The sequence below is a fragment of the Streptococcus loxodontisalivarius genome (genome assembly GCF_016908645.1).
Classification (GTDB): Bacteria; Bacillota; Bacilli; order Lactobacillales; family Streptococcaceae; genus Streptococcus; species Streptococcus loxodontisalivarius.
The window spans coordinates 132,974-154,262 of record NZ_JAFBEH010000001.1 but is presented as its reverse complement, the minus strand read 5'-3'; the positions used below and the strand labels follow the sequence as shown (position 1 = coordinate 154,262).

Annotated in this window: 21 protein-coding genes and 1 pseudogene; 3 read left to right on the top strand and 19 right to left on the bottom strand. The window is 39.8% G+C overall.

Annotation, left to right across the window (positions count from 1 at the left end):
* The 9 genes and pseudogenes from JOC28_RS00750 to JOC28_RS00710 form a co-directional block, all read right to left on the bottom strand.
* Nucleotides 1-140 (bottom strand): annotated as a pseudogene (locus JOC28_RS00750) (IS3 family transposase); the annotation flags it as partial.
* 101 nt (nt 141-241) lie between these two features.
* On the bottom strand, nt 242-1,198 hold the full coding sequence (locus tag JOC28_RS00745; RefSeq protein ID WP_205008733.1) for an ABC transporter permease: 957 nt from the start codon (nt 1,196-1,198) through the stop codon (nt 242-244).
* 1 nt (nt 1,199) lies between these two features.
* Complete coding sequence (locus JOC28_RS00740; protein WP_205008732.1) at nt 1,200-2,249, bottom strand: ABC transporter permease; 1,050 nt, start codon at nt 2,247-2,249, stop codon at nt 1,200-1,202.
* A complete protein-coding gene (locus tag JOC28_RS00735) occupies nt 2,242-3,780 on the bottom strand; it encodes an ABC transporter ATP-binding protein (RefSeq protein WP_205008731.1) in 1,539 nt (512 codons plus the stop codon). Before JOC28_RS00735 ends, JOC28_RS00740 begins: the two co-directional genes overlap by 8 nt.
* Nucleotides 3,781-3,906: 126 nt before the next feature.
* Nucleotides 3,907-4,965 carry a BMP family lipoprotein gene (locus JOC28_RS00730; protein ID WP_205008730.1) on the bottom strand — a complete coding sequence of 353 codons (1,059 nt, stop codon included), beginning with the start codon at nt 4,963-4,965 and terminating at the stop codon, nt 3,907-3,909.
* Nucleotides 4,966-5,033: 68 nt separating this feature from the next.
* The gene (locus JOC28_RS00725; RefSeq protein WP_205008729.1) at nt 5,034-5,426 is read right to left on the bottom strand and encodes a cytidine deaminase; all 393 of its coding nucleotides are present in this window, start codon (nt 5,424-5,426) and stop codon (nt 5,034-5,036) included.
* Nucleotides 5,410-6,072 carry a deoxyribose-phosphate aldolase gene (gene deoC, locus JOC28_RS00720; RefSeq protein WP_205008728.1) on the bottom strand — a complete coding sequence of 221 codons (663 nt, stop codon included), beginning with the start codon at nt 6,070-6,072 and terminating at the stop codon, nt 5,410-5,412. Before deoC ends, JOC28_RS00725 begins: the two co-directional genes overlap by 17 nt.
* Nucleotides 6,073-6,084: 12 nt before the next feature.
* Nucleotides 6,085-7,362, bottom strand: a complete 1,278-nt coding sequence (locus JOC28_RS00715) for a pyrimidine-nucleoside phosphorylase (RefSeq protein WP_205008727.1) — start codon at nt 7,360-7,362, stop codon at nt 6,085-6,087.
* Nucleotides 7,362-7,952, bottom strand: coding sequence for a class I SAM-dependent methyltransferase (locus JOC28_RS00710; RefSeq protein WP_205008726.1), 591 nt, complete (start codon nt 7,950-7,952; stop codon nt 7,362-7,364). The genes JOC28_RS00715 and JOC28_RS00710 overlap by 1 nt, the downstream gene beginning before the upstream one ends.
* 134 nt (nt 7,953-8,086) lie before the next feature.
* On the opposite strand from JOC28_RS00710, the gene coaA reads away from it, so the two are divergent.
* The 3 genes from coaA (at nt 8,087) to JOC28_RS00695 (ending at nt 9,880) form a co-directional block, all read left to right on the top strand.
* The gene (gene coaA, locus JOC28_RS00705) at nt 8,087-9,007 is read left to right on the top strand and encodes a type I pantothenate kinase (RefSeq protein WP_205008725.1); all 921 of its coding nucleotides are present in this window, start codon (nt 8,087-8,089) and stop codon (nt 9,005-9,007) included.
* 64 nt (nt 9,008-9,071) lie between these two features.
* Nucleotides 9,072-9,323 (top strand): 30S ribosomal protein S20, encoded by a 252-nt coding sequence (gene rpsT / locus JOC28_RS00700; RefSeq protein WP_205008724.1) that lies wholly within the window; start codon nt 9,072-9,074, stop codon nt 9,321-9,323.
* Between the two features lie 47 nt (nt 9,324-9,370).
* Nucleotides 9,371-9,880: a P-loop NTPase family protein gene (locus JOC28_RS00695; protein ID WP_205008723.1), complete on the top strand. Its 510-nt coding sequence runs from the start codon at nt 9,371-9,373 to the stop codon at nt 9,878-9,880.
* A gap of 51 nt (nt 9,881-9,931) precedes the next feature.
* Here JOC28_RS00695 and JOC28_RS00690 read toward each other — a convergent pair whose 3' ends face one another.
* The 10 genes from JOC28_RS00690 to JOC28_RS00645 all read right to left on the bottom strand — a co-directional run bounded on the left by JOC28_RS00690 (nt 9,932) and on the right by JOC28_RS00645 (nt 21,239).
* A complete protein-coding gene (locus tag JOC28_RS00690; RefSeq protein ID WP_205008722.1) occupies nt 9,932-11,290 on the bottom strand; it encodes a sensor histidine kinase in 1,359 nt (452 codons plus the stop codon).
* Nucleotides 11,280-11,954 carry a response regulator transcription factor gene (locus tag JOC28_RS00685; RefSeq protein ID WP_205008721.1) on the bottom strand — a complete coding sequence of 225 codons (675 nt, stop codon included), beginning with the start codon at nt 11,952-11,954 and terminating at the stop codon, nt 11,280-11,282. The genes JOC28_RS00690 and JOC28_RS00685 overlap by 11 nt, the downstream gene beginning before the upstream one ends.
* Before the next feature lie 200 nt (nt 11,955-12,154).
* Entirely contained in the window at nt 12,155-14,689 is a 2,535-nt protein-coding gene (locus JOC28_RS00680; protein WP_205008720.1) for a M1 family metallopeptidase, read from the bottom strand.
* A gap of 89 nt (nt 14,690-14,778) precedes the next feature.
* Entirely contained in the window at nt 14,779-15,432 is a 654-nt protein-coding gene (gene phoU / locus JOC28_RS00675) for a phosphate signaling complex protein PhoU (protein ID WP_205008719.1), read from the bottom strand.
* Between the two features lie 38 nt (nt 15,433-15,470).
* The gene (gene pstB, locus JOC28_RS00670; protein ID WP_205008718.1) at nt 15,471-16,229 is read right to left on the bottom strand and encodes a phosphate ABC transporter ATP-binding protein PstB; all 759 of its coding nucleotides are present in this window, start codon (nt 16,227-16,229) and stop codon (nt 15,471-15,473) included.
* A 76-nt stretch (nt 16,230-16,305) separates the two neighbouring features.
* Entirely contained in the window at nt 16,306-17,109 is an 804-nt protein-coding gene (gene pstB, locus JOC28_RS00665) for a phosphate ABC transporter ATP-binding protein PstB (RefSeq protein WP_205008717.1), read from the bottom strand.
* Between the two features lie 12 nt (nt 17,110-17,121).
* Nucleotides 17,122-18,006, bottom strand: coding sequence for a phosphate ABC transporter permease PstA (gene pstA, locus JOC28_RS00660; RefSeq protein ID WP_205008716.1), 885 nt, complete (start codon nt 18,004-18,006; stop codon nt 17,122-17,124).
* Entirely contained in the window at nt 17,996-18,913 is a 918-nt protein-coding gene (pstC, locus tag JOC28_RS00655; RefSeq protein WP_205008715.1) for a phosphate ABC transporter permease subunit PstC, read from the bottom strand. Before pstC ends, pstA begins: the two co-directional genes overlap by 11 nt.
* A gap of 8 nt (nt 18,914-18,921) precedes the next feature.
* Nucleotides 18,922-19,773, bottom strand: coding sequence for a phosphate ABC transporter substrate-binding protein PstS family protein (locus tag JOC28_RS00650; protein ID WP_386700778.1), 852 nt, complete (start codon nt 19,771-19,773; stop codon nt 18,922-18,924).
* 155 nt (nt 19,774-19,928) lie between these two features.
* Nucleotides 19,929-21,239, bottom strand: a complete 1,311-nt coding sequence (locus JOC28_RS00645) for an RsmF rRNA methyltransferase first C-terminal domain-containing protein (RefSeq protein ID WP_205008713.1) — start codon at nt 21,237-21,239, stop codon at nt 19,929-19,931.
* Nucleotides 21,240-21,289 lie beyond the last annotated feature (50 nt).

Sequence of the window (21,289 nt, the reverse complement as noted above, 5' to 3'; positions counted from 1 at the left end):
TTGTACCATCGCCACCAGGTCTTTACCTGACTAACATTTTTGATACCTAAGGTCTCCATGATAACCTTGTTGGATTTACCTGCCTTTTTCATTTCGATACAGGCTAACTTCGTTTCCACTGAATAAGCTTTTTTGACCATAACAAAACACTCCTGTTTCTAGTTTACTAGATTTCAACAGAAGTGTTTTTTCTTGTGTCTCATTTGTGGGGGCTAGTGCCCTCAACCTTTTGTGTGTTTTATTATTTAGACTTAATGTAGTTGATACCATCTGCCTTAGGTGCGACAGCTTTTCCAAAGAAGGCTGCTAAGACAAGGATAGTCAATACATAAGGTGCGATTTGAAGGTAAACTGATGGAATGCTTGAAAGCCCAGGAATCTGACTTCCGATAATAGCAAGAGACTGTGAAAGCCCAAAGAAGAGACTTGACAGCATAGCTCCGATTGGATTCCAACGACCAAAAATCATTGCCGCAAGAGCGATGAAACCAGGTCCAGCGATTGTTGTTACCGCAAAGTTCGTTGAGATTGATTGTGCATAAACAGCACCACCAACACCACCAAGGAAACCTGAAATCATAACACCATAGTAACGCATACGATAAACATTGATCCCCAAAGTATCTGCCGCTTGCGGATGTTCACCAACAGAACGTAGACGCAAACCAAAGCGAGTTTTGAAGATAATATACCAAGAGATAAATGCAACAAGGATAGCCACATAAGCTACAAGGGACGTATTATCAAAGAAAATCTCACCGATAAATGGAATATCTTTCAAAATTGGGAATGAGTAACGTCCAAAAGTTGCTTCAATGGTTGATGTTTGACCTGCACCGTAGATAACACGTGTCAAGAAGACAGCAAGTGATGGTGCAATCAAGTTAAGAACCGTACCTGAGACAACATGGTCTGCACGGAAATTAACTGTCGCAACTGCGTGAATCAATGAATACAAGATACCGACAACACCGGCTACCAAGGCTGCAATCCAAGGTGTTGCTTTGCCAAGAGAATCTGCAAAGAAGTTATTGAAGACAACTCCAGAGAAGGCTCCCATGACCATAATTCCTTCAAGACCAACGTTAACAATACCACCACGCTCTGAGAAAGTACCACCGATACTTGTGAAAATCAAAGGCGCAGAGTAGATAAGCATAGAAGAAACTAATAGGGTTAGAATAGTTGTAAAACTCATCTTAGTTTTTACCTCCTTTTACTGCTTTTTTACGAGGTTGAAGATAGTATTTGATGATGTAGTTAGCACCAACAAAGAAGATGATCAAGGCTGACACAACATCGATAACCTCAGATGGCACACCAATCATACCAGTCTTACCAATTGATAGAACTCCATAGAGGAGAGCTGCAAATGGAATACCGATTGGTGAATTTGAAGCAAGTAGAGCAACAGCCATACCATCCCAACCAATACTCAGAGAACTTGTTTGGACATAGGCATTTTCAAAAGTACCAAGTCCTTCGACAGTACCACCAAGACCAGCTAAAGCACCAGAGATAATCATTGACATAACGATAACACGTTTTGAAGACATCCCTGCATACTCGGCAGCATGTGGGTTAAGACCAACAGCAGTAATTTCGTAACCTGTGGTTGTTTTCTTCATCATGAACCATATAAGTGCAACTGCAATTAAGGCAAGGAAGAAACCGATGTTAAAGCGAGATCCGTCAAACCAACCCAGCTGATAAGAAGCTGCCTCAGAAACCTTGTTTGTCGCCTCAGATGAACGCATGAATGAATCTGGGAAGCCATCACGAACAATAGCGTTCGCTGAGTATAGGATGATGTAGTTCATCATAATCGTCACGATAACTTCACTTGTTCCAAGATAGGCACGAAGGATACCTGGAATTGCACCTGCGATACCACCTGCAATCAAACCAACTAAAACAGTACAGATGATTGATACAAAACGTGGAAGATCAGGGAATGACAATGCAAACCAAACAGAGGCAGTCCATCCTGCCAAGGCCTGACCTGGCAGACCAACGTTGAAGAAACCTGCTTTTGAAGCAACCGAGAAACCTAGAGCAATCAAGATCAGTGGACCCATCGCTCGAAGAATTTCACCAATATTTTTGACAGAACCAAAGGCAGTGTTAAACAAGTCAACGTAAGCCCAGTAAGGATCATAGCCAAAGGCAAGCATCAGGATTGCTCCTAATAGCATACCTAGTAGGACAGCGATAAGAGGTACTGCCCAACTTTGAGTTTTCTTAGACATTTGCACCCTCCTTATTCAATTGTCCACCTGCCATAAGCATACCAAGTTCTTGTTTATTGGTTTGAGCAGGATCTAAGATACCTTGGATAGAACCATCGTAAATAACGGCAATTCTATCTGACATATCAAGAATTTCATCTAATTCGAAACTCACAACAACGACAGCCTTACCTTTGTCACGCTCACCGATAATACGTTTACGAATGTATTCAATCGCACCGACATCAAGTCCACGTGTTGGTTGACTGACAATCAATAATTCTGGATCGCGGTCAATTTCACGAGCGATAACAGCCTTTTGCTGGTTACCACCAGAAAGATCACCACCTGCAATCAACTCACCAGCCCCACGGACATCGAATTCTTCCATCAATTGACGAGCTTTCTCGTTAATGTAAGAATAATTCAAGATACCATTTTTAGAGTTTGGCTGTTTGTAGTAGGTTTGAAGAGCGATGTTTTCAGCGACAGTCATTTCCAAAATCATACCATCACGGTGACGGTCCTCAGGAATATGTCCAACACTCAACTCTGTAATCTGACGAGTTGACATATTAGTAATCGACTGTCCTTTGATTGTAATATCTCCAGATTTAACCTTACGAAGTCCAGTAATAGCTTCAATAAGTTCTGTCTGACCATTACCATCAATACCAGCGATACCAACAATTTCACCAGCTCTAACATCTAGAGAAAGATTTTTTACAGCTGGAACTCCACGGTTTTCATTAACAACCAAGTCTTTGATAGAAAGAACAACTTTTTTAGGATTTGAAGCGATTTTTTCAGTTTTGAAAGAAACTGAACGACCAACCATCATTTCAGCAAGGTCCTCGTTTGTAGATCCTTCGATAGTTACTGTTTCAATAGACTTACCACGACGAATAACAGTTACACGATCAGAAACTGCACGAATTTCATCCAGTTTGTGGGTAATCAGAATAATTGATTTTCCTTCTTTAACAAGCGACTTCATAATATTAAGAAGTTCTTCGATTTCAGAAGGGGTAAGAACCGCTGTCGGTTCATCGAAAATCAAAATATCTGCTCCACGGTAAAGTGTTTTCAAGATTTCAACACGCTGTTGAGCACCGACTGAGATATCTGAAATCTTAGCTGTTGGATCAATCGCCAAGCCATACTTTTCAGAAAGTTCTTTAATGTCTTTAGTTGCCTTTTTGAGATCAAGAACGCCACCAGCTTTTGTTACTTCTGAGCCTAGGATGATATTTTCAGCAACTGTGAAAGCTTCAACAAGCATAAAGTGCTGGTGCACCATACCAATACCAAGCTTTCTCGCTTTTGATGGAGAATCGATTGAAACGACTTCCCCATTCACTAAAATCTCACCACTAGTCGGTTCAAGAAGACCCGCTAGCATATTCATCAGGGTTGATTTCCCTGCACCATTCTCACCGAGAAGGGCATGAATTTCACCCGGTCTGACATCCAGATTAATCTGGTCATTCGCTACGAACTCACCAAATTTTTTGGTGATGTTACGCATTTCAATGACATGTTCCTTTGTCATACTAATTCCTTTCAAGAATAATTTTTATGTCAGTAAAGAGAACCAAAATGTGATTCTCTTTACTGAGACAAAAATGTCTCAGCTTTGAAAAAAACGACCGCTAGGGCCGCTTTTCAGGAACGACGTTTAGTTTGAAAGACCGTCGTCAACAGTAATTTTACCATCGATGATATCTTGTTTAGCTTGTTCTACTGCTGTTTTGATATCATCTGACAAGTTAGTTGTTACGATATCAACACCTTTATCTTTAAGACCGTAAGTCTTAGTAGTGCCACCGGCAAAATCATCACCATCAAGTTGACCATTAGCGATATCTTTAACAACAGTACCAACTTCTTTAATTGTAGATGTCAATACGAAGTTTGAATCTTTGTTATCAGATGAAGTATAGTCACCCTCAGCTGATTGGTCACGGTCAACACCGATAACCCAAACTTTCTTGTCTGAATCTGCAGGAAGTTTTTCGTTAATTTCTTTAGCTTGTGAGAAGACACCTGTACCAGTACCACCAGCAGCGTGATAGATTACATCAGCACCTGATGAGTACATAGTTGCAGCGATTGTTTTACCTTTAGCTGAATCTGAGAAGCTTTCTGCGTATTGTACTTGAACTTCGATTGAGCTATCAACAGAAGCTACACCAGCTTTGAAACCAGCTTCGAAACGAGTGATTGTGTCAGAAGTTACACCACCAACGAAACCAACTTTTTTCGTTTTAGTTTGTTTAGCCGCAGCAATACCTGCAAGGTAGGCACCTTCGTTATCGGCAAAGAGAACACTTTCAACGTTATCTTGTTCAACAACGTCATCAACAATAACAAAGTTTACATCTGAGTTTGATTTAGCTGACTCTTCAACTGCATCGTGAAGGGCATAACCGATACCAAAGATAAGATTGTAACCTTTTGATACTGCTGAATCAAGGTTAGTTGCATAGTCTGATTCAGAATCTGATTGGAAATATGTGTATTCAGAGTCTTTAGTAAAGTTGTTTTCTTTACCCCAAGCTTGAAGACCTTCCCATGCTGATTGGTTGAATGATTTATCATCAACACCACCAGTATCAGTAACGATAGCTGCTTTAACGCTTGAATCTGAGCTAGATGAAGAGTTAGAACGGCTACATGCACCAAGTGTCAATGCTGCCGCAGCAACAAGACCCAAACCAATAAGTTTCTTGTTCATCAAAATGAACCTCCCTAAAAAAACTTCTTTGCAACACCCTGGTTGCGACTTTACCAATAGATACAGACTTATGTTAAGTCCGTAAATGAATATGGAAGTAACTCCCCGACCGTCATCTCGACCGTCTTACCATTTTTAGCAATCAATGTTACCTTGGTATCTTTTTCAAAAAATTCAACCATTACCTGACGACAAGCTCCACAAGGTGAAATAGGATCCGCAGTTTCACCATAAATGGCAATTTCTGAGAAATCCTTACGTCCTTCAGATATAGCTTTGAAAATCGCTGTGCGTTCAGCACAATTGGTCAAACCAAAGCTAGCATTTTCAATATTACAACCTTTGAAAATATGATCATCAGACATTTTCAAGGCAGCTCCAACTGGGAACTTAGAATAAGGCACATAGGCTGATTGACTTGCTTCAACTGCTGCTTGAATCAAATCAGTAGTCTGTGTCATTGACTTGTCCTTTCATGATGGCAACACCTGCTGATGTTCCAATACGAGTTGCACCAGCTTCAATAAAGGCCAAGGCATCCTCGTAAGAACGCGCACCTCCAGCAGCCTTAACTCCCATATCTGGTCCAACTGTTTGACGCATCAATTTCAAGTCAGCAACATTAGCTCCTGCAGTTGAAAATCCTGTAGATGTTTTGACAAAATCAGCTCCTGCTTCTTTTGCTAACTGACAAGCGAGAACCTTCTCATCATCAGTTAAAAGACAAGTTTCAATAATAACTTTAACCAGTTTATCACCACTTGCATCAACAACAGCTTGGATATCTTCTCTTACAAGATCAGTCTGACCAGATTTCAAAGCACCAATATTGATAACCATATCAACTTCATCTGCACCGTTTGCAATAGCCGTTTTGGTTTCAAAAGCTTTAACATCAGATGTCGTAGCTCCTAAAGGAAATCCAATAACGGTACATACTTTAACAGGAGATTCCTCTAATTCCTTAGCTGCGTAGGCCACCCAAGTTGGGTTTAGGCAAACACTAGCAAATTCGTAGGCTTTTGCTTCTTCAATTAATGATTTAATTTGATCTTGTGTACTCTCTGGTTTCAAGAGTGTGTGATCAATATAGTGATTTAAGTTCATGATATCCCCTAACTAAGAAATAATTTTTATGATTTCTTTAGGTTTCATTTGCACTCCACCTATTTTAACATTTTTTTGGAATTCTGTAAGCCCATTTTGGCTAATTTTTTCGTTTGAATAAATTTTGGCGACTAAATCACCCGTTTTCACAGCATCTCCGACCTTTTTCTCGAACACTATTCCAGCTTCATAATCCAAAGGGTCGGTTTTTACAGCTCGACCAGCACCTAATTTCATAGCAAAGAGTCCGAATTCTAAGGCTGGCAATTCTGTGATAAAACCATCTTCTTCAGCATAGATAGATGTCACAACAGGCGCAGCTGATGGACGGTGTAAATCTTCTAGGTCACCACCTTGAGCCTGAACCATGGCTTCAAACTTTTCAAGAGCTCTGCCATTGACCAAATGATCCTCAATCTCCTCAAGAGACTTCTCAACACCTGCAAGCCCCAACATAATCTGAGCCAAGTCACAGATAAACTCTGTTACATCTGCACGTCCCTTGCCTTGCATAATTTCTAAAGCTTCAAGCACCTCCAGACGGTTACCGATAGCACGTCCAACAGGCTGACTCATATCTGTTATGACCGCCACGGTCTTGCGGCCAACCTCTTTACCAAGATCAACCATGGTGCGTGACAGTTCTTCTGCTTCCTCGATGGTTTTCATAAAGGCGCCGTCGCCGACTGTCACATCCAAGAGGATGCTATCAGCACCAGCAGCGATTTTCTTACTCATAACAGAACTAGCAATCAAGGGAATGATATCAACAGTAGCCGTCACATCACGCAAAGCATAGAGAAGCTTATCTGCCTTAACTAGATTGTCAGATTGACCAATAACTGATAACCCAATCTCCTGAACCTGCTTGATAAAGTCTTCCTGACTTCTCTCAATTTGATAGCCTTTGATAGATTCCAATTTATCGATAGTACCACCAGTGTGACCTAGACCTCGTCCACTCATCTTGGCAACTGGAACACCAAAACTAGCAACCAGAGGAGCTAAAATCAAAGTAACTTTATCACCGACACCACCAGTCGAGTGCTTGTCTGTTTTAACACCCGCAATGGCAGATAGATCGATCTGCTGTCCCGAAGCCACCATAGCCATAGTCATATCACGTGTCTCACGCATGGTCATGCCTTTAAAGTAAATGGCCATAGCTAGCGCTGACATCTGATAATCAGGAACGTAGCCATCTGTATAACCTTCAATCAACCACTGGATTTCCTCAGTGCTCAATTCAAGACCATCTCTTTTTTTCTGAATTAAATCTACTGCACGCATTAGTCTTTCCTACTTCTAAGGATGTAGTAACCCTTATCTTTCTTCACAGTCTCTACATTTCCAAAAACATCTTCCATCTTGGCCTTAGCACTTGGAGCCCCTTGTTTTTTCTGGATAACAATGGTCAAATCACCATCGGCCTTCAAATAGTCGAAGGCCTCTTCGATAATCGTATGAACAACCTGCTTACCTGCCCTGATAGGAGGATTGCTGATGATATGATTGAACTCCCCTTCGACCTCTTCGTAGATGTTAGATTGGAAGATTTGCGCCTCTACACCATTTCGCTCTGCATTTTTCTTGGCTAAATCGATGGCTCTGTTATTGATATCGACCATAGTTGCTTGAACACCTTGTACCTTAGCAAGCGAGATGCCTAGCGGTCCATATCCACATCCTAGATCTAGAACACTGTCTCCTTGGTTGAATTGAAGACAGTTAAGGAGAACTTGACTTCCGAAATCAATCATCTTTTTCGAAAAAACACCCGCGTCAGTCAAAAAATGAAAGGATGTCCCCAACAAAGTTACTGACAGGTCATGAATGTCATGAGCCGTATCTGGATTTTCAGCATAATACATGTTTGCCATCTTTTTTCCTACACATTCTAACTTTAAACTTCAAATAATATTTTACCACAAATAACTTGAAATTTCTATTTCTATGAAAATGTTTTCAACAAGTCTAAAAAATGGTATAATGACCTGCATACAAGGAGGAAACTATGCTAAATGAATTTATCAATTTTCAAGAAATTTCACGTCAAACCTGGCAGAGACTTCATCAAGAGTCCAAACCACTTTTGACTAGTCAAGAACTTGATTCTTTAAAAAGTTTAAATGATAAAATCAGTATTCAAGACGTTACCGATATCTATCTTCCCTTGATAAATCTGATTCGTATCTATAAAAAATCAATCGAAGACCTAGCATTTTCAAAAAGTATCTTCCTCCAAAAAAACGACTATAAAAGACCTTTCATCATCGGTGTTTCTGGATCAGTTGCAGTTGGTAAATCAACAACTAGCCGTCTTATCCAGCTACTCCTACAACGCATTTTCAAAGATGCTACCGTCGAATTGGTAACAACCGATGGCTTTCTCTATCCTAACCAAGTTTTGAAGGACAACGGTATTCTCCACCGTAAGGGCTTCCCTGAGAGCTACGATATGCCTCTGCTACTCAACTTTCTAGACACTGTTAAAAATGGCAGCGCTGCAAAGATTCCGATCTATTCTCATGAGATTTACAATATTGTTCCTGATCAATTTCAGACTATTCCCCAGGCAGATTTTATCATTGTAGAAGGGATTAATGTCTTTCAAACACCACAGAACGAACGCCTCTATGTCAATGATTACTTCGATTTCTCTATCTATATTGATGCTGAAGTTGAAAATATCGAACACTGGTACCTAGAAAGATTTGAAAAACTGCTTAATTTAGCCCAGTATGACAGCAGCAATCATTACCATCAATTTACTCAGATGCCTCGAACTGAAGCGCTAGCTATTGGTAAAAATACCTGGAAAACCATCAATCTCATCAATCTTGAAACCTATATTGAGCCTACGAGAAATCGTGCTGATGTCATTCTTCATAAGGCTCACGATCATAAGATTGACTATATTTTGTTGAAAAAATAAGGTTTTTCAGCGAAAGACTTGCCAAACGTCTAAAAATTTTATATACTGATATAGTTAGATTAATATGGAGGTGAAAACATTGGCAAATATTAAATCAGCTATCAAACGCGCTGAACTTAACGTTAAACAAAACGAAAAAAACTCAGCACAAAAATCAGCTATGCGTACTGCTATCAAAGCATTTGAAGCTAACCCAACTGAAGAACTTTACCGCGCTGCATCTGCAGTTATCGATAAAGCTGAAACAAAAGGTTTGATTCACAAAAACAAAGCAAGCCGCGACAAATCACGTCTTGCAGCTAAATTAGCTAAATAATTGAAAACCTCATCTGAGGTTTTTCTTTTTACCTTCGAGGACTGATTATGAAACTAATGATTATCGGACATAGCGGCGCTGGAAAGTCAACACTAGCCCAAAACCTCTCTAAAAAACTAGAACTTCCATGCCTTCACCTTGATCAGATAGCTTTTAAAGATAATTGGCAATTTAGAGAGAATACAGCAATTACAAGTGATATTCACACATTTCTAGAAAAAAATGACCATTGGGTCATCGAAGGCGTTTATAGTCGCTACTGCTTTCAGGAAAGACTTGAGGCTGCTGATAAGATTATCTATCTCAAATTCAATAGACTGACATCACTTTTTAGAATTTTAAAGCGTTACGCCAAATATCACGGAAAGGTCAGACCGTCAGCTGCAGCAAATTGCCAAGAAAAGATCGACTGGGCTTTCCTAAAATTCATTCTCTTTGATTCCAGAAATCCTCAGAGGCAGCAAATGTATAAGCAGATTTGTCGTGATTATAGTTCAAAATGTATCATCCTGCGTTCACAGAAAGAGATTGATCAATTTTTAAAACACATCGAATAAACAGAAATAGTTTACCGCAAAAAACCACAGACAAAAGGCTGTGGTTATTTTTTATAATTTCACTTCAAAGATAGTCCCTTTAGGATCGTTATCTTTAACGGTGATTTGTCCTTTTAGGGAATCTACAATTTGTTTTGCTAAGGATAGACCTAATCCAAAACCGCCTTTTTGACGCGTTCTTGCCTTATCAACACGGTAGAAACGATCAAAAATTTTCTTCTTATCTTCATCTGAGATTCCAGGTCCATTATCTGAAACTCGGATGAAGAGATTTTTTTCTGTTGATGACACGCTGATAGCAATCTGACCATCGTCTTCGGTATATTTAACCGCATTATCAAATAGAATAGTCATCAATTGCTTGAGCAAGGTTTTATCAGACTTAAAGTCACGACTAACTGTATTTGAACTAATAAAAATCTTATCAGCTTCTTCTGCAATCATTTCATAGTTTTCAAAAATATCATCAAAGAAACTTGCTTTCAATTCAACAATTTCAGGCGTAATACCATCATCTCTTCGTGCTAGATTCAGAAGATTAGTCGTCAGGATACGCATGTTACGAACCTCATCTAAACTAGCTGCGATGCTTTCGCTATTATCCAAAATAGTAGCATCAGGCTTTCTAAAAAGCGACTCTAGACGATTTTGCAGAACCGCTAAGGGAGTACGCAATTCATGACTGGCATTCTCAACAAAAGCCTTCTGCTTTTCATAACTAGCCACAATCGGTTTACGACTCCATTTTGCCAAATAAACACTAGCAAAAATAGAAATGAGCCAAAATGTAGCCATGACAATGATGATAATCTTAATATAGCGATCATTAGTTGACTCAACCTGAGTTGTATTGACAACAATTGTAACATAGGCTGCATCTTCGTAAAATTCATTATCAACGGCAACTGTAATAGCGTGGTAACTATCAACCAAACCATAACTATTTTCAACATCCTTAATCGAATAAACCTGCCCGAGATTTTTCTTATTGAGCTTGATTGATGAAACAGTTGAAAAGACATCGAAGAGATTACCATTAAGGATATTACCATCCTTATCGTAAATCAGATAGCTCGTATTTGCAGTCGTTGTTGGTTTGAAAAGATCGCGGTAACTTTTATCAGAGCTGGAAGAAGCCGAGCTGCTAGATGAGCTGCTAGGAGCTGTACTGCCATCCGAACTGGTTCCCGACTGAGTTTCATAGCTGCGCATCATAGACATGGTAACATAGTCATTGGCGTTTTGACTGCTAGCCTCAAGAGAGGTGTCAACTGTCGTATAAAGCCCGTAACGCAAGACGTTTAGGATAATGACTGTCATAATGACAAAGATACCAGTAAAGACAGCTAAAAAATGTAGAAAGGAAGAGAAATTCTCTGACTTGGTTTTCTTATATAACTTATTCAGCATCTTTTAGAATATATCCCACACTACGCAAGGTTTGAAGATTTTCAGCGAATTTAGTCCCTTTAAGTTTTTTACGAATCTTTGAAACATAAACTTCTACAACTGAAATTGTTGTATCACTATCAAATCCCCAGAGACGATCAAAAATCTGTGTTTTAGGTAGAATAACATTTTGATTTTGAAGGAAATAAACCAAGAGATCAAATTCCTTACCTAAAAGTTCCACTTCAACATCATTGACTGTTGTTACATTTGTTGAAGTATTGATAACAATATCACCATAAGTAAGATTGTTGTCAGTCAACTTACCAGAACGTTTCAAAAGAGCCTGGATACGCATCTTCAACTCTTCCAAATAGAAAGGTTTTGTGAGATAGTCATCTGCTCCCAACTCAAAACCATGCCCCTTATCATCAAGACTTTCTTTGGCAGTCATGATAAGAACAGGTGTTGTTACACCTTTTTCACGCAATTCTTTCAAAACTTGGAAACCATTTTTTTCAGGCAACATCAAGTCCAAAAGGATAAGGTCATAGACACCACTTTCAGCTTCGTAGAGTCCTTCTTCACCATCAAAGACCTGCATAACATCTGCAAAATCATCCAAAAAATCAAAAACTGAGTTTGAAAGACTTAAATCATCTTCCACCAATAATAGTTTAATCATAGCTATCTCCTTTTTTCCATTATATCATGTTAGTAGCGAGTCCTAGTCATTAAAGATCGCTAAATTTTATCTTAATAAGAGTATTATTTTTCCTAAAAGTATCCTAACAGACTTTGCTTAATTTTTGCTAAAAGCTTAAATTTAATTTGATTTAACAAACAAAAAGAGGTGAAATAATTTTCAACCTCTTTCTTTGACTATTAAGCTTTCAAAGCTGCTTCAACTGCTGCTTTTTCTGTTGAAACAAGCTGGATACGCGCAGCAATTTCTTTAAGACCCATTGAAATGTTACGGCTAATAGCCAAATCATCCAATTGTGGTTCAAAGAAGGCTTTGAACTCGTCCAAGCGCTCTTGTGTTTTAAAGGTTGCAGCTGGGTAAACCACAAAACTATCGAAGGACATGTCGCCACCAAGCGCAGCTTTAATCCATGACCAGTTTTCACGTGACCAAGTCCAGACAGTTTCTTGCGCAGCTGATTTCATCAAGAAAACAGCATACCACATTGACAAGTCCTGAGGTTTGATAACATCCTTGTTCTTGAATTGTTCAACAACGAGGGCAATTGTTTCTGGATTCTTAGTATTTGAAAGCGCACGGGCTAACTGACGACGGAAATTACTATCATTTGTTGCAACATAGGCATCCAAGTATGATTGAGCAAGCTCCAGACTGTCTTCCTGCTTGATTTGGTTAATCAAGACAACTTGACGGATAGCAGCCGGAATGTTTTCGATATTAGTCTTGTACTCTTGGTAAATAGCTGACGCTTCTTTAGCAACTTCTGCATTACCCACAGAAATCATATAAGAAAGGACAATTTGGCGTACCATCTCATCTTCATCTGCCTCATCAGGCTTCGCTTGGAAACCAAGACGTTCAAAGTTTTCTCGGAAGATATCAACTACAAGATTGTTATAAGCTACTTCAGTGTCTGAATCTTCATCTACAAAACGTTCCAAACCAGCTAGTACCTGATTGATGGCTGAAGCAACAAGATAAGAATCTTCATGCTCAAGCTCTTTCAAGATAGAAACAAGTCCAGCGTATGAGATACGACCTGACTCTGCCAATAGACGACGTTCTTGAATTGCTTGCAACTTAGATGTTGTATCCAAGTCAGTCAATTGTGACATAAGAGCAGTCAAGAGTTCGCCTTCGTAGTTAGTAATATAGTGAGCAGTATTTTCAGTATTGAAACGAAGAGCACCTTCATTTTGGGCAGCAAGTTGGCTGAAGTTTGGAATAACTACTTCTCGCTCTACCATTGTGTCTGGGAGCCCAGACCAGTTAGCGTTAAGCGGAATTTCCCAAAGACGACCTTTGTCTTCATTTTCTCCGATAAAGAATTGATTTTGTGACAAAATCAAGTTGTCATTCTCAACCTTAGCAGTCAAGACTGGATAACCAGGTTGCTCCAACCAAGCATCCATAAAGCTAGCAACATCTTTACCTGAAGATTCTGAGAGAGCATTCCAAAGGTCACGACCAACAGTGTTACCATACTGGTGGCGGTCAAAGTAAATCTTCAGACCAGCTGCAAAGGCTTCATCTCCCAACCAACGGCGGAGCATGTGCATCAGACGGCTTCCCTTAGCGTAAACAATAGCACCATCAAAGAGGGTATTGATTTCATCTGGGTGATTAACAGCAACGTGAACAGATTGAACACCATCAGTCGCATCACGTTTAAGGGCAGCAGGTACACCTGTCGTTTGGAAGTCTTCAAAGATGTTCCAGCTTGGCTCAATAGCATTGATAGAAACGTATTCCATCATATTAGCAAAGCTTTCATTCAACCAAAGATCATCCCACCACTTCATTGTTACAAGATTACCAAACCATTGGTGAGCAAGCTCATGAGCAACAACAAGTGCAACCTGTTGGCGACTTGTAACAGTAGAATTTTCATCAACTAAGAGGTAAACTTCACGGTAGGTTACAAGTCCCCAGTTTTCCATAGCTCCTGCTGAGAAGTCAGGAAGAGCTACATGATATGATAATGGGATTGGATACTTAACACCAAAGTAATCTTCATAGAAGTCGATAACACGAACAGCGATATCCAAAGCAAAATCTAAAGATGTTGAAGGGTGTGCCTTAGTTGCAAAGATACCAACTTCTGTTCCATTCTTCGTTTTTGCAGTTTTGCCTTGCAAGTCTCCTAGTGCGAATGCGAGCAAGTAAGACGACATACGAGGTGTTGTCTCGAAAGTCCAAATACCAGTCTCTTGACGGCGGTCAGCACTGCATTCAGGCATATTTGAAAGGGCGATTTCACCCTCTTCTTGGTCAAATTTTACAGAGAAGTCAAAGGTCGCTTTAGCCTCAGGTTCATCAATACATGGAAAGGCTTCACGGGCAAAGTGACTCTCAAACTGTGTTGAGATAACTTCTTTTTTGACACCATCCACTGTGTAATATGATGGGTAAATTCCTGTCATATTATCAGTGATTTTACCAGCAAACTCAATCACTAGAGTCATGCTTCCAGTCTCAGGAAGGTTAATACGCACAGCCTCATTGGCATTATCCATTTGGAATTCCAAGGCTTGATTATCTAACAAGATTGACTGAATCGTCAAATCTTTTTGATGTAGGGCGATTTCGTTATCCAGAGCCTCACCAGAAATGGCAACATTACCTGTAAATGTTTTTTCTGCACGGCTGATATCCAAGAAAATATTATAATTTTCAGGGATAAATGTTTCAACTAAACGTTCTACTTTGCTCATAATTCTCCTTTATCATGACATATATGTCCAAAGCATAAAAATAGAGATTGAAATTAAACATCTCAACCTCCATTATATCATATTTTTTATTACAATTCGATGATTTTACCAGTATTAAGGTAAACAACCCATTCACACAGATTACGTGCGTAGTCACCGATACGTTCCAAGTACATCAAGACTTGGAAGTACTCTTTACCAGCAAAGGCAGCTTCTGGCTGTTCACGAATAGCTTCAACTGCAATTGTTTGAATATCTTTGAAATAGTTATCAATGATTTCATCTGTAGCAGCAACTTCGTAAGCACGGTCTGCATCACCAGCAAGGTAGGCATCAAGTGCATCTTCTACCATATGCTTAACAGCTTTACCCATCTTCTTGATTTCAACTTCAACCGCCTCGATGCGCTCTTCACCTTTCATGCGGATAGTTGCTTTGGCAATAGCTGACGCGTGGTCACCCATACGCTCAACATCACTTGAAGCCTTCAAAACTGTGATTACAGTACGAAGGTCAGTTGAAACTGGTTGTTGAAGAGCAATAATCTCAAGAGATTTTTTCTCAAGTTTTGACTCATACTCATTGACCACATCATCTGATGCGATAACTTCTTTAGCCAAGTCACGGTCGTGACTGACAAAAGCACGTACAGTCTTGTTAATTTGAGACAAGACTTCTGTACCCATAGCATAAAATTGATTATGTAATTTATCTAATTCTTCTTCGAACTTTGTACGTAGCATATCTATTCTTTCTTTTCTTTCGCTAATCTAGTTTGAATCTATCCAAACTTACCAGTGATATAATCCTCTGTCTCTTTATTCTTAGGATTAAGGAACATTTGTTTAGTATCACCAAACTCAATCAAATCGCCACCCAAGAAGAAACCAGTCTTATCAGAAATACGCGAAGCTTGTTGCATAGAACGTGTCACCAAAAGCATGGTGTACTTGTCCTTCAAACCATAAAGTGTATCTTCAATCTTACCAGCTGAAATTGGGTCAAGGGCTGAAGTTGGCTCGTCCAATAGAATGATTTTAGGACTTGTCGCAAGAACACGCGCCACACAGACACGTTGCTGCTGTCCACCTGATAGACCAACAGCTGAATCGTGAAGACGGTCTTTAACCTCATCCCAGATTGAAGCACCGCGAAGAGATTCTTCTACCGCTTGATCTAGAACATCCTTATCCTTGATCCCTTTGATACGCAAACCATAGACCACATTTTCATAGATTGACATAGGAAATGGATTAGGTTGTTGGAAAACCATTCCAATTTCTTTACGCAATTCTACGGTATCCGTACGAGGACTGTAGATATTGTGACCATTGTAGGAAATCGCTCCAGTCAAGGTCACCTCAGGATTCAAGTCACCCATTCGGTTAATTGAGCGAAGTAAGGTTGACTTCCCAGATCCAGATGGTCCAATCAAGGCTGTAATTTCATTAGGATGGAAATCCATAGAAACGTTATTGAGAGCCTTCTTCTTGTTATAGTAGACCGATAGGTCTCTCACTTGTAAAATAGGTTCTGTCATATGTAATCTTAGAACTCTCTTATGATGAATCAAGTTTTACTCAATTCACCCGAGAATCATTTCCTTCCTTTCTTGATTAACCAAAGTGTCCTGAAACGTAATCGTTTGTAGACTGCAATTTGGCATTTTGGAAGATATTCTTAGTCTTATCGTACTCAATCAAATCACCAAGATAGAAGAAGGCGGTGTAGTCACTTGCACGCGCAGCCTGTTGCATGTTGTGCGTCACGATAATGATTGAATAATTCTTCTTCAAGTCAAACATGGTTTCTTCCAACTGCATGGTAGCGATTGGGTCAAGGGCTGAGGCTGGCTCATCCATAAGAAGAATATCAGGTTTTACAGAGATCGCTCTGGCAATGCAGAGACGCTGTTGCTGTCCACCTGATAGCGTCAAGGCTGACTTATGGAGATCATCCTTAACCTGATCCCAAAGCGCAGCTTGTTTGAGAGAAGTCTCAACAATCTCATCCAAGACTTGCTTGTCTTTAACACCTGCACGCTCATGAGCGAAGGTGATATTTTTATAGATTGATTTCGCAAATGGATTTGGTCTTTGGAAAACCATCCCAATATGCTTACGCATTTCATAAACATTGATATTTTGAGCATTAACGTCAATACCCTCAAAAAGGATTTCGCCAGTTACTTTAGCAATATCAATGGTATCATTCATACGATTCAGGCTACGTAGGAAAGTTGATTTCCCACATCCTGAAGGACCGATTAAGGCTGTAATTTTATTTTTTTCAAATTGCATGTCGATACCTTTAATGGCTTCTTTCTCGCCATAATAAACATGCAAATCTTTTGTTGAAAGAGCTAGCTTTTCTTCTGGAAAAGTAATGATATGTCTTTCATCCCAATTGTATTCTGCCATGATTACTTCTCCTTAGGCTGATGTTAGTTTTTCGTGAAGTTTCTTACCAATATAGCGAGCTGACAAGTTGAAAATCAAAATGAAAATCAAAAGTACTGCAGCACTACCTTGAGAAACAGCTGTCGCATCAGGAATAGTTCCCTCACTGTTAACCTTCCAAATATGAACGGCCAAGGTTTCAGCCTGACGGAAGATTGAAATCGGACTGGTAACACTGAAAATATTCCAGTTTGACCAGTCAAGGGCTGGTGCTGATTGACCAGCTGTATAGATAAGGGCAGCAGCTTCACCAAAGATACGACCTGAGGCAAGAACGATACCTGTTACGATACCTGGAAGAGCCTCTGGCACGACAACGTGCACTACTGTTTCCCAACGTGAGATACCAAGAGCAAGCCCTGCTTCACGTTGTGTGTGGTGAACATTACGAAGACTATCTTCAACGTTACGAGTCATCTGTGGCAGGTTGAAAACAGTAAGCGCCAAGGCACCAGAGATGATTGAGAATCCATACTCAAATTGCACAACGAAGATCAAGTAACCAAAGAGACCTACAACAACTGATGGCAAAGATGACAAGATTTCAATACAGGTACGGATAAAGTTAGTCAAACGACCTTTTTTAGCATACTCTGAAAGGTAGATACCAGCTCCAAGTGAAAGAGGAACTGAAATCAGAAGTGTAATCACTAGCAAGAAGAAGGAATTGTAAAGTTGAATTCCGATACCACCACCTGCTTGGTATGATGATGACTTACCAGTCAAGAAACTCCAACTAATGTGTGGCAGACCATTTGCCAAAATATAAAGCAAAAGAGATGCCAAGATAATCACAATAACTCCAGCAATCGTATAGAGAATACCTGTTGCCAGTTTATCAATTTTTTTAGCGTTCATAATTTCTCTTTCTCTCTCTTGTAATAAATTTAATCAATGTATTAAAGGCAAGGCTCATAATCAAGAGAACCAAGGCCAATGACCAGAGAACATTATTTTGAACAGTTCCCATAACTGTGTTACCGATACCCATTGTCAAAACAGATGTCAATGTTGATGCTGGCTCTATCAATGATGTTGGAAGAATCGCTGAGTTACCAACAACCATTTGGATTGCCAAGGCTTCACCGAAGGCACGGGCCATACCGAAGACAACCGCAGTAAAGATACCTGGACGTGCAGCATTAAGGATAACACGCCAGATTGTTTGCCAACGAGTCGCACCCATAGCAAGACTAGCTTCCTTGTAGTGACGAGGTACTGCCTTCAAACTATCAACTGTCATAAAGGTTACTGTTGGCAAAATCATAACGAAAAGCACACAGACACCTGACAAGATACCAAAACCAGTCCCACCGAAAATACTACGGGTAAATGGAACGATAACTTGCAAACCGATAAATCCATAAACAACTGATGGAATACCTGTAAGAAGCTCGATAGCAGGTTGCAAAATTTTCGCACCATACTTAGGTGATACTTCTGTCATAAAGACAGCTGCACCGATGGCAATCGGAGTCGCAATCAAGGCTGACAAGATTGTGACAATGAAAGATCCCATAATCATTGGGAGGGCACCAAAGATACCAGAAGATGGCTCCCACTTAGTACCGAAGAGGAAACTGAAAGGATTAACCCCATTCACGAAGAATGTAGATAGCCCTTTTTGAGCAACGAAGATCAAAATCATTGCTACGATGAAAACAATCAATCCCAGACAGAAAAATGTCAGGTACTTCCCTAACTTCTCTAAACGTGAGTTCTTAGAAGGGGAGGTTAATTGTTTTTCAAGATCTGAATTTTTCATAACTTCTCCTATTTAGCAGTTACCGTACCATCGGCACTCTTAGTAACTTTCATATCATTAATGGAAATATAGCCCATGCTTTCAACTATCCCCTTTTGTACAGTGTCACTCAAAACATAGTCCAAAAATTCTTTAGTAAGACCAGTTGCTTCACCTTTAGTGTACATATGTTCATATGACCAAAGTGGCCAGTCATTTGTTGTTACATTTTCAGCAGTTGGCTCAAAACCATTGAGGCTAATCGTTTTAACTGAGTCATCTACATAGGCAAAGGATAGGTAAGAAATGGCACCTGGTGTTTGAGAAACGATTGATTTAACCATACCATTAGAATCTTGTTCCTGACTTTGAACAGCAGATTCACCATTCATGATAACACTATCAAAGGTTGCACGTGAGCCTGAACTTGCTGCACGGTTGATGATTGAGATCTCTAGATCTTGTCCACCAACTTGCTTCCAGTTAGTATATTCACCTGTGAAGATCTTACGGAGTTGTTCAGTTGTTAAATTATCAACTTCTACATCTTCGTTCAAGATAACCGCCATACCAGCAACAGCAACCTGGTGATCTACTAGAGCGCTAGCATCAATACCAGACTTCTCTTCTGCAAAGAGGTCACTATTACCGATTTGTACAGCACCTGATTGAACTTGAGACAAACCTGTACCTGATCCACCGCCTTGGACATTGACGATTTTACCAGAATATTCTGTTCCAAATTCATCCGCTGCTGCTTCAACCAAAGGCTGAAGAGCGGTCGAACCTACACTAGTAATAGACTGACCTTTATCAATCCAACTAGAGCAGGCAGAAAGAGTTAAGAGAGCAACACTTGCAAGAGCAAGAAAGACTCCCATTTGTTTCTTCTTCAATTTCATTTGTTTTTTCCTATTCATTTTGAAAAAATATCGTTTATGGGGTGAAAAAAGCCCCATAATCAAATAGTAACATATTATGTCTCACTTGAAAATCTTTTTTTCTTCCTATTAATGTAAAATTTTCACTTCTTTCATTAGCTGTTAAATCGGAGACCTTTTGGATAGTAATTTTTCACTGTATTTCCAACGATTTTGGCGAAACCTAAGCCATTTCCATCAACCCTAATCTGATACCAGCCATTTGGAAAAGTTTGATCAAGTTGGACAATATTCCCTGATGTATAGGCAGCAAACTGATCAGCAGTTAATTCAAGGCCTTGATAAACGTCGTCACTACTTAAAGCAATTCCAAGAGCGAAGGAAGGTTCAAAACGATTTTTCTTAAAAGTTCCGAGATGAAGACCGTTTCGAGCGATTTTTAACTTAGAAAGATCAGGGAGCCCTTCAGGCAATAAGTAAAGTTCATCTCCAAAGGTTTGGTAAAAACCTGACAACTCCCTTTTCAGATGTTTCTTAGCAAAATCCTGCCAAAGTTTGGTTTGGTCCTTACGAAGATTACTTTTTCCTGCTTTAATTTTCTTAGTTTCTGGCTGACGCCTATCCTGCAAATGAGCAACAAACTGACCCTCACCCTTAAAATGATGGGGGTACATACGAGCAACCTCAGGCATATCAATTCCTTCTTGCATACCATTGATTTTAGGGATATTCAACAAGGAGAGATCTGGATAATTTTCTAGCAGCCATGCAACAACTTCCTCATTCTCTTCAGGAGCCCATGTACAGGTTGAATAGATGAGTCGACCGCCTGGCGCCAGCATTTTCATCGCTTCTTCCAGAATTTCTTTCTGTAAACTAGCACATTCTGCTGGATAGGCCTTATGCCAGTACTGAACGGCGTCTGGATCCTTTCGGAACATTCCCTCACCCGAGCAAGGACCGTCAAAAACAATAAGATCGAAATAGGATTTGAAAACCTTAGCTAGTTTTTGCGAACTTTCATTAGTGACTAGAACATTTTGAGCACCAAAACGCTCGACATTTTCAACCAGTATTTTGCTGCGTTTTTTGGAAATTTCATTAGAAACAAGTAGTCCAGTATTATCAAGGTAAGAGAGTAACTGGGTTGTCTTGCCCCCTGGAGCAGCAGCCAGGTCCAGAACTTTCATCCCTTTTTCAGGCGCAGCAACTTGGGCAACCATCTGAGCAGCTGGTTCTTGGGAATAGACCAGACCAGTCACATGCTCTGCTGATTTCCCAGAAACCTTGCCATAATGCCCCCAAGGCGTACCAGGAATGGCATCTGAAAAATCTTTTTGAGCCTTCTTTAGCGGATTAGTGCGATAAGCTGAGACAGCTGAATCGTCAAATGTTTTCAGAAAATCATCTGATTCTGAACCCAGAATTTTCTGGTATTTTTCAATAAAATCTTTTGGTAAAAACATACGTCTATTATACTACACTTTCCTTATGACTTTCAAAAATTTTAGGCAGA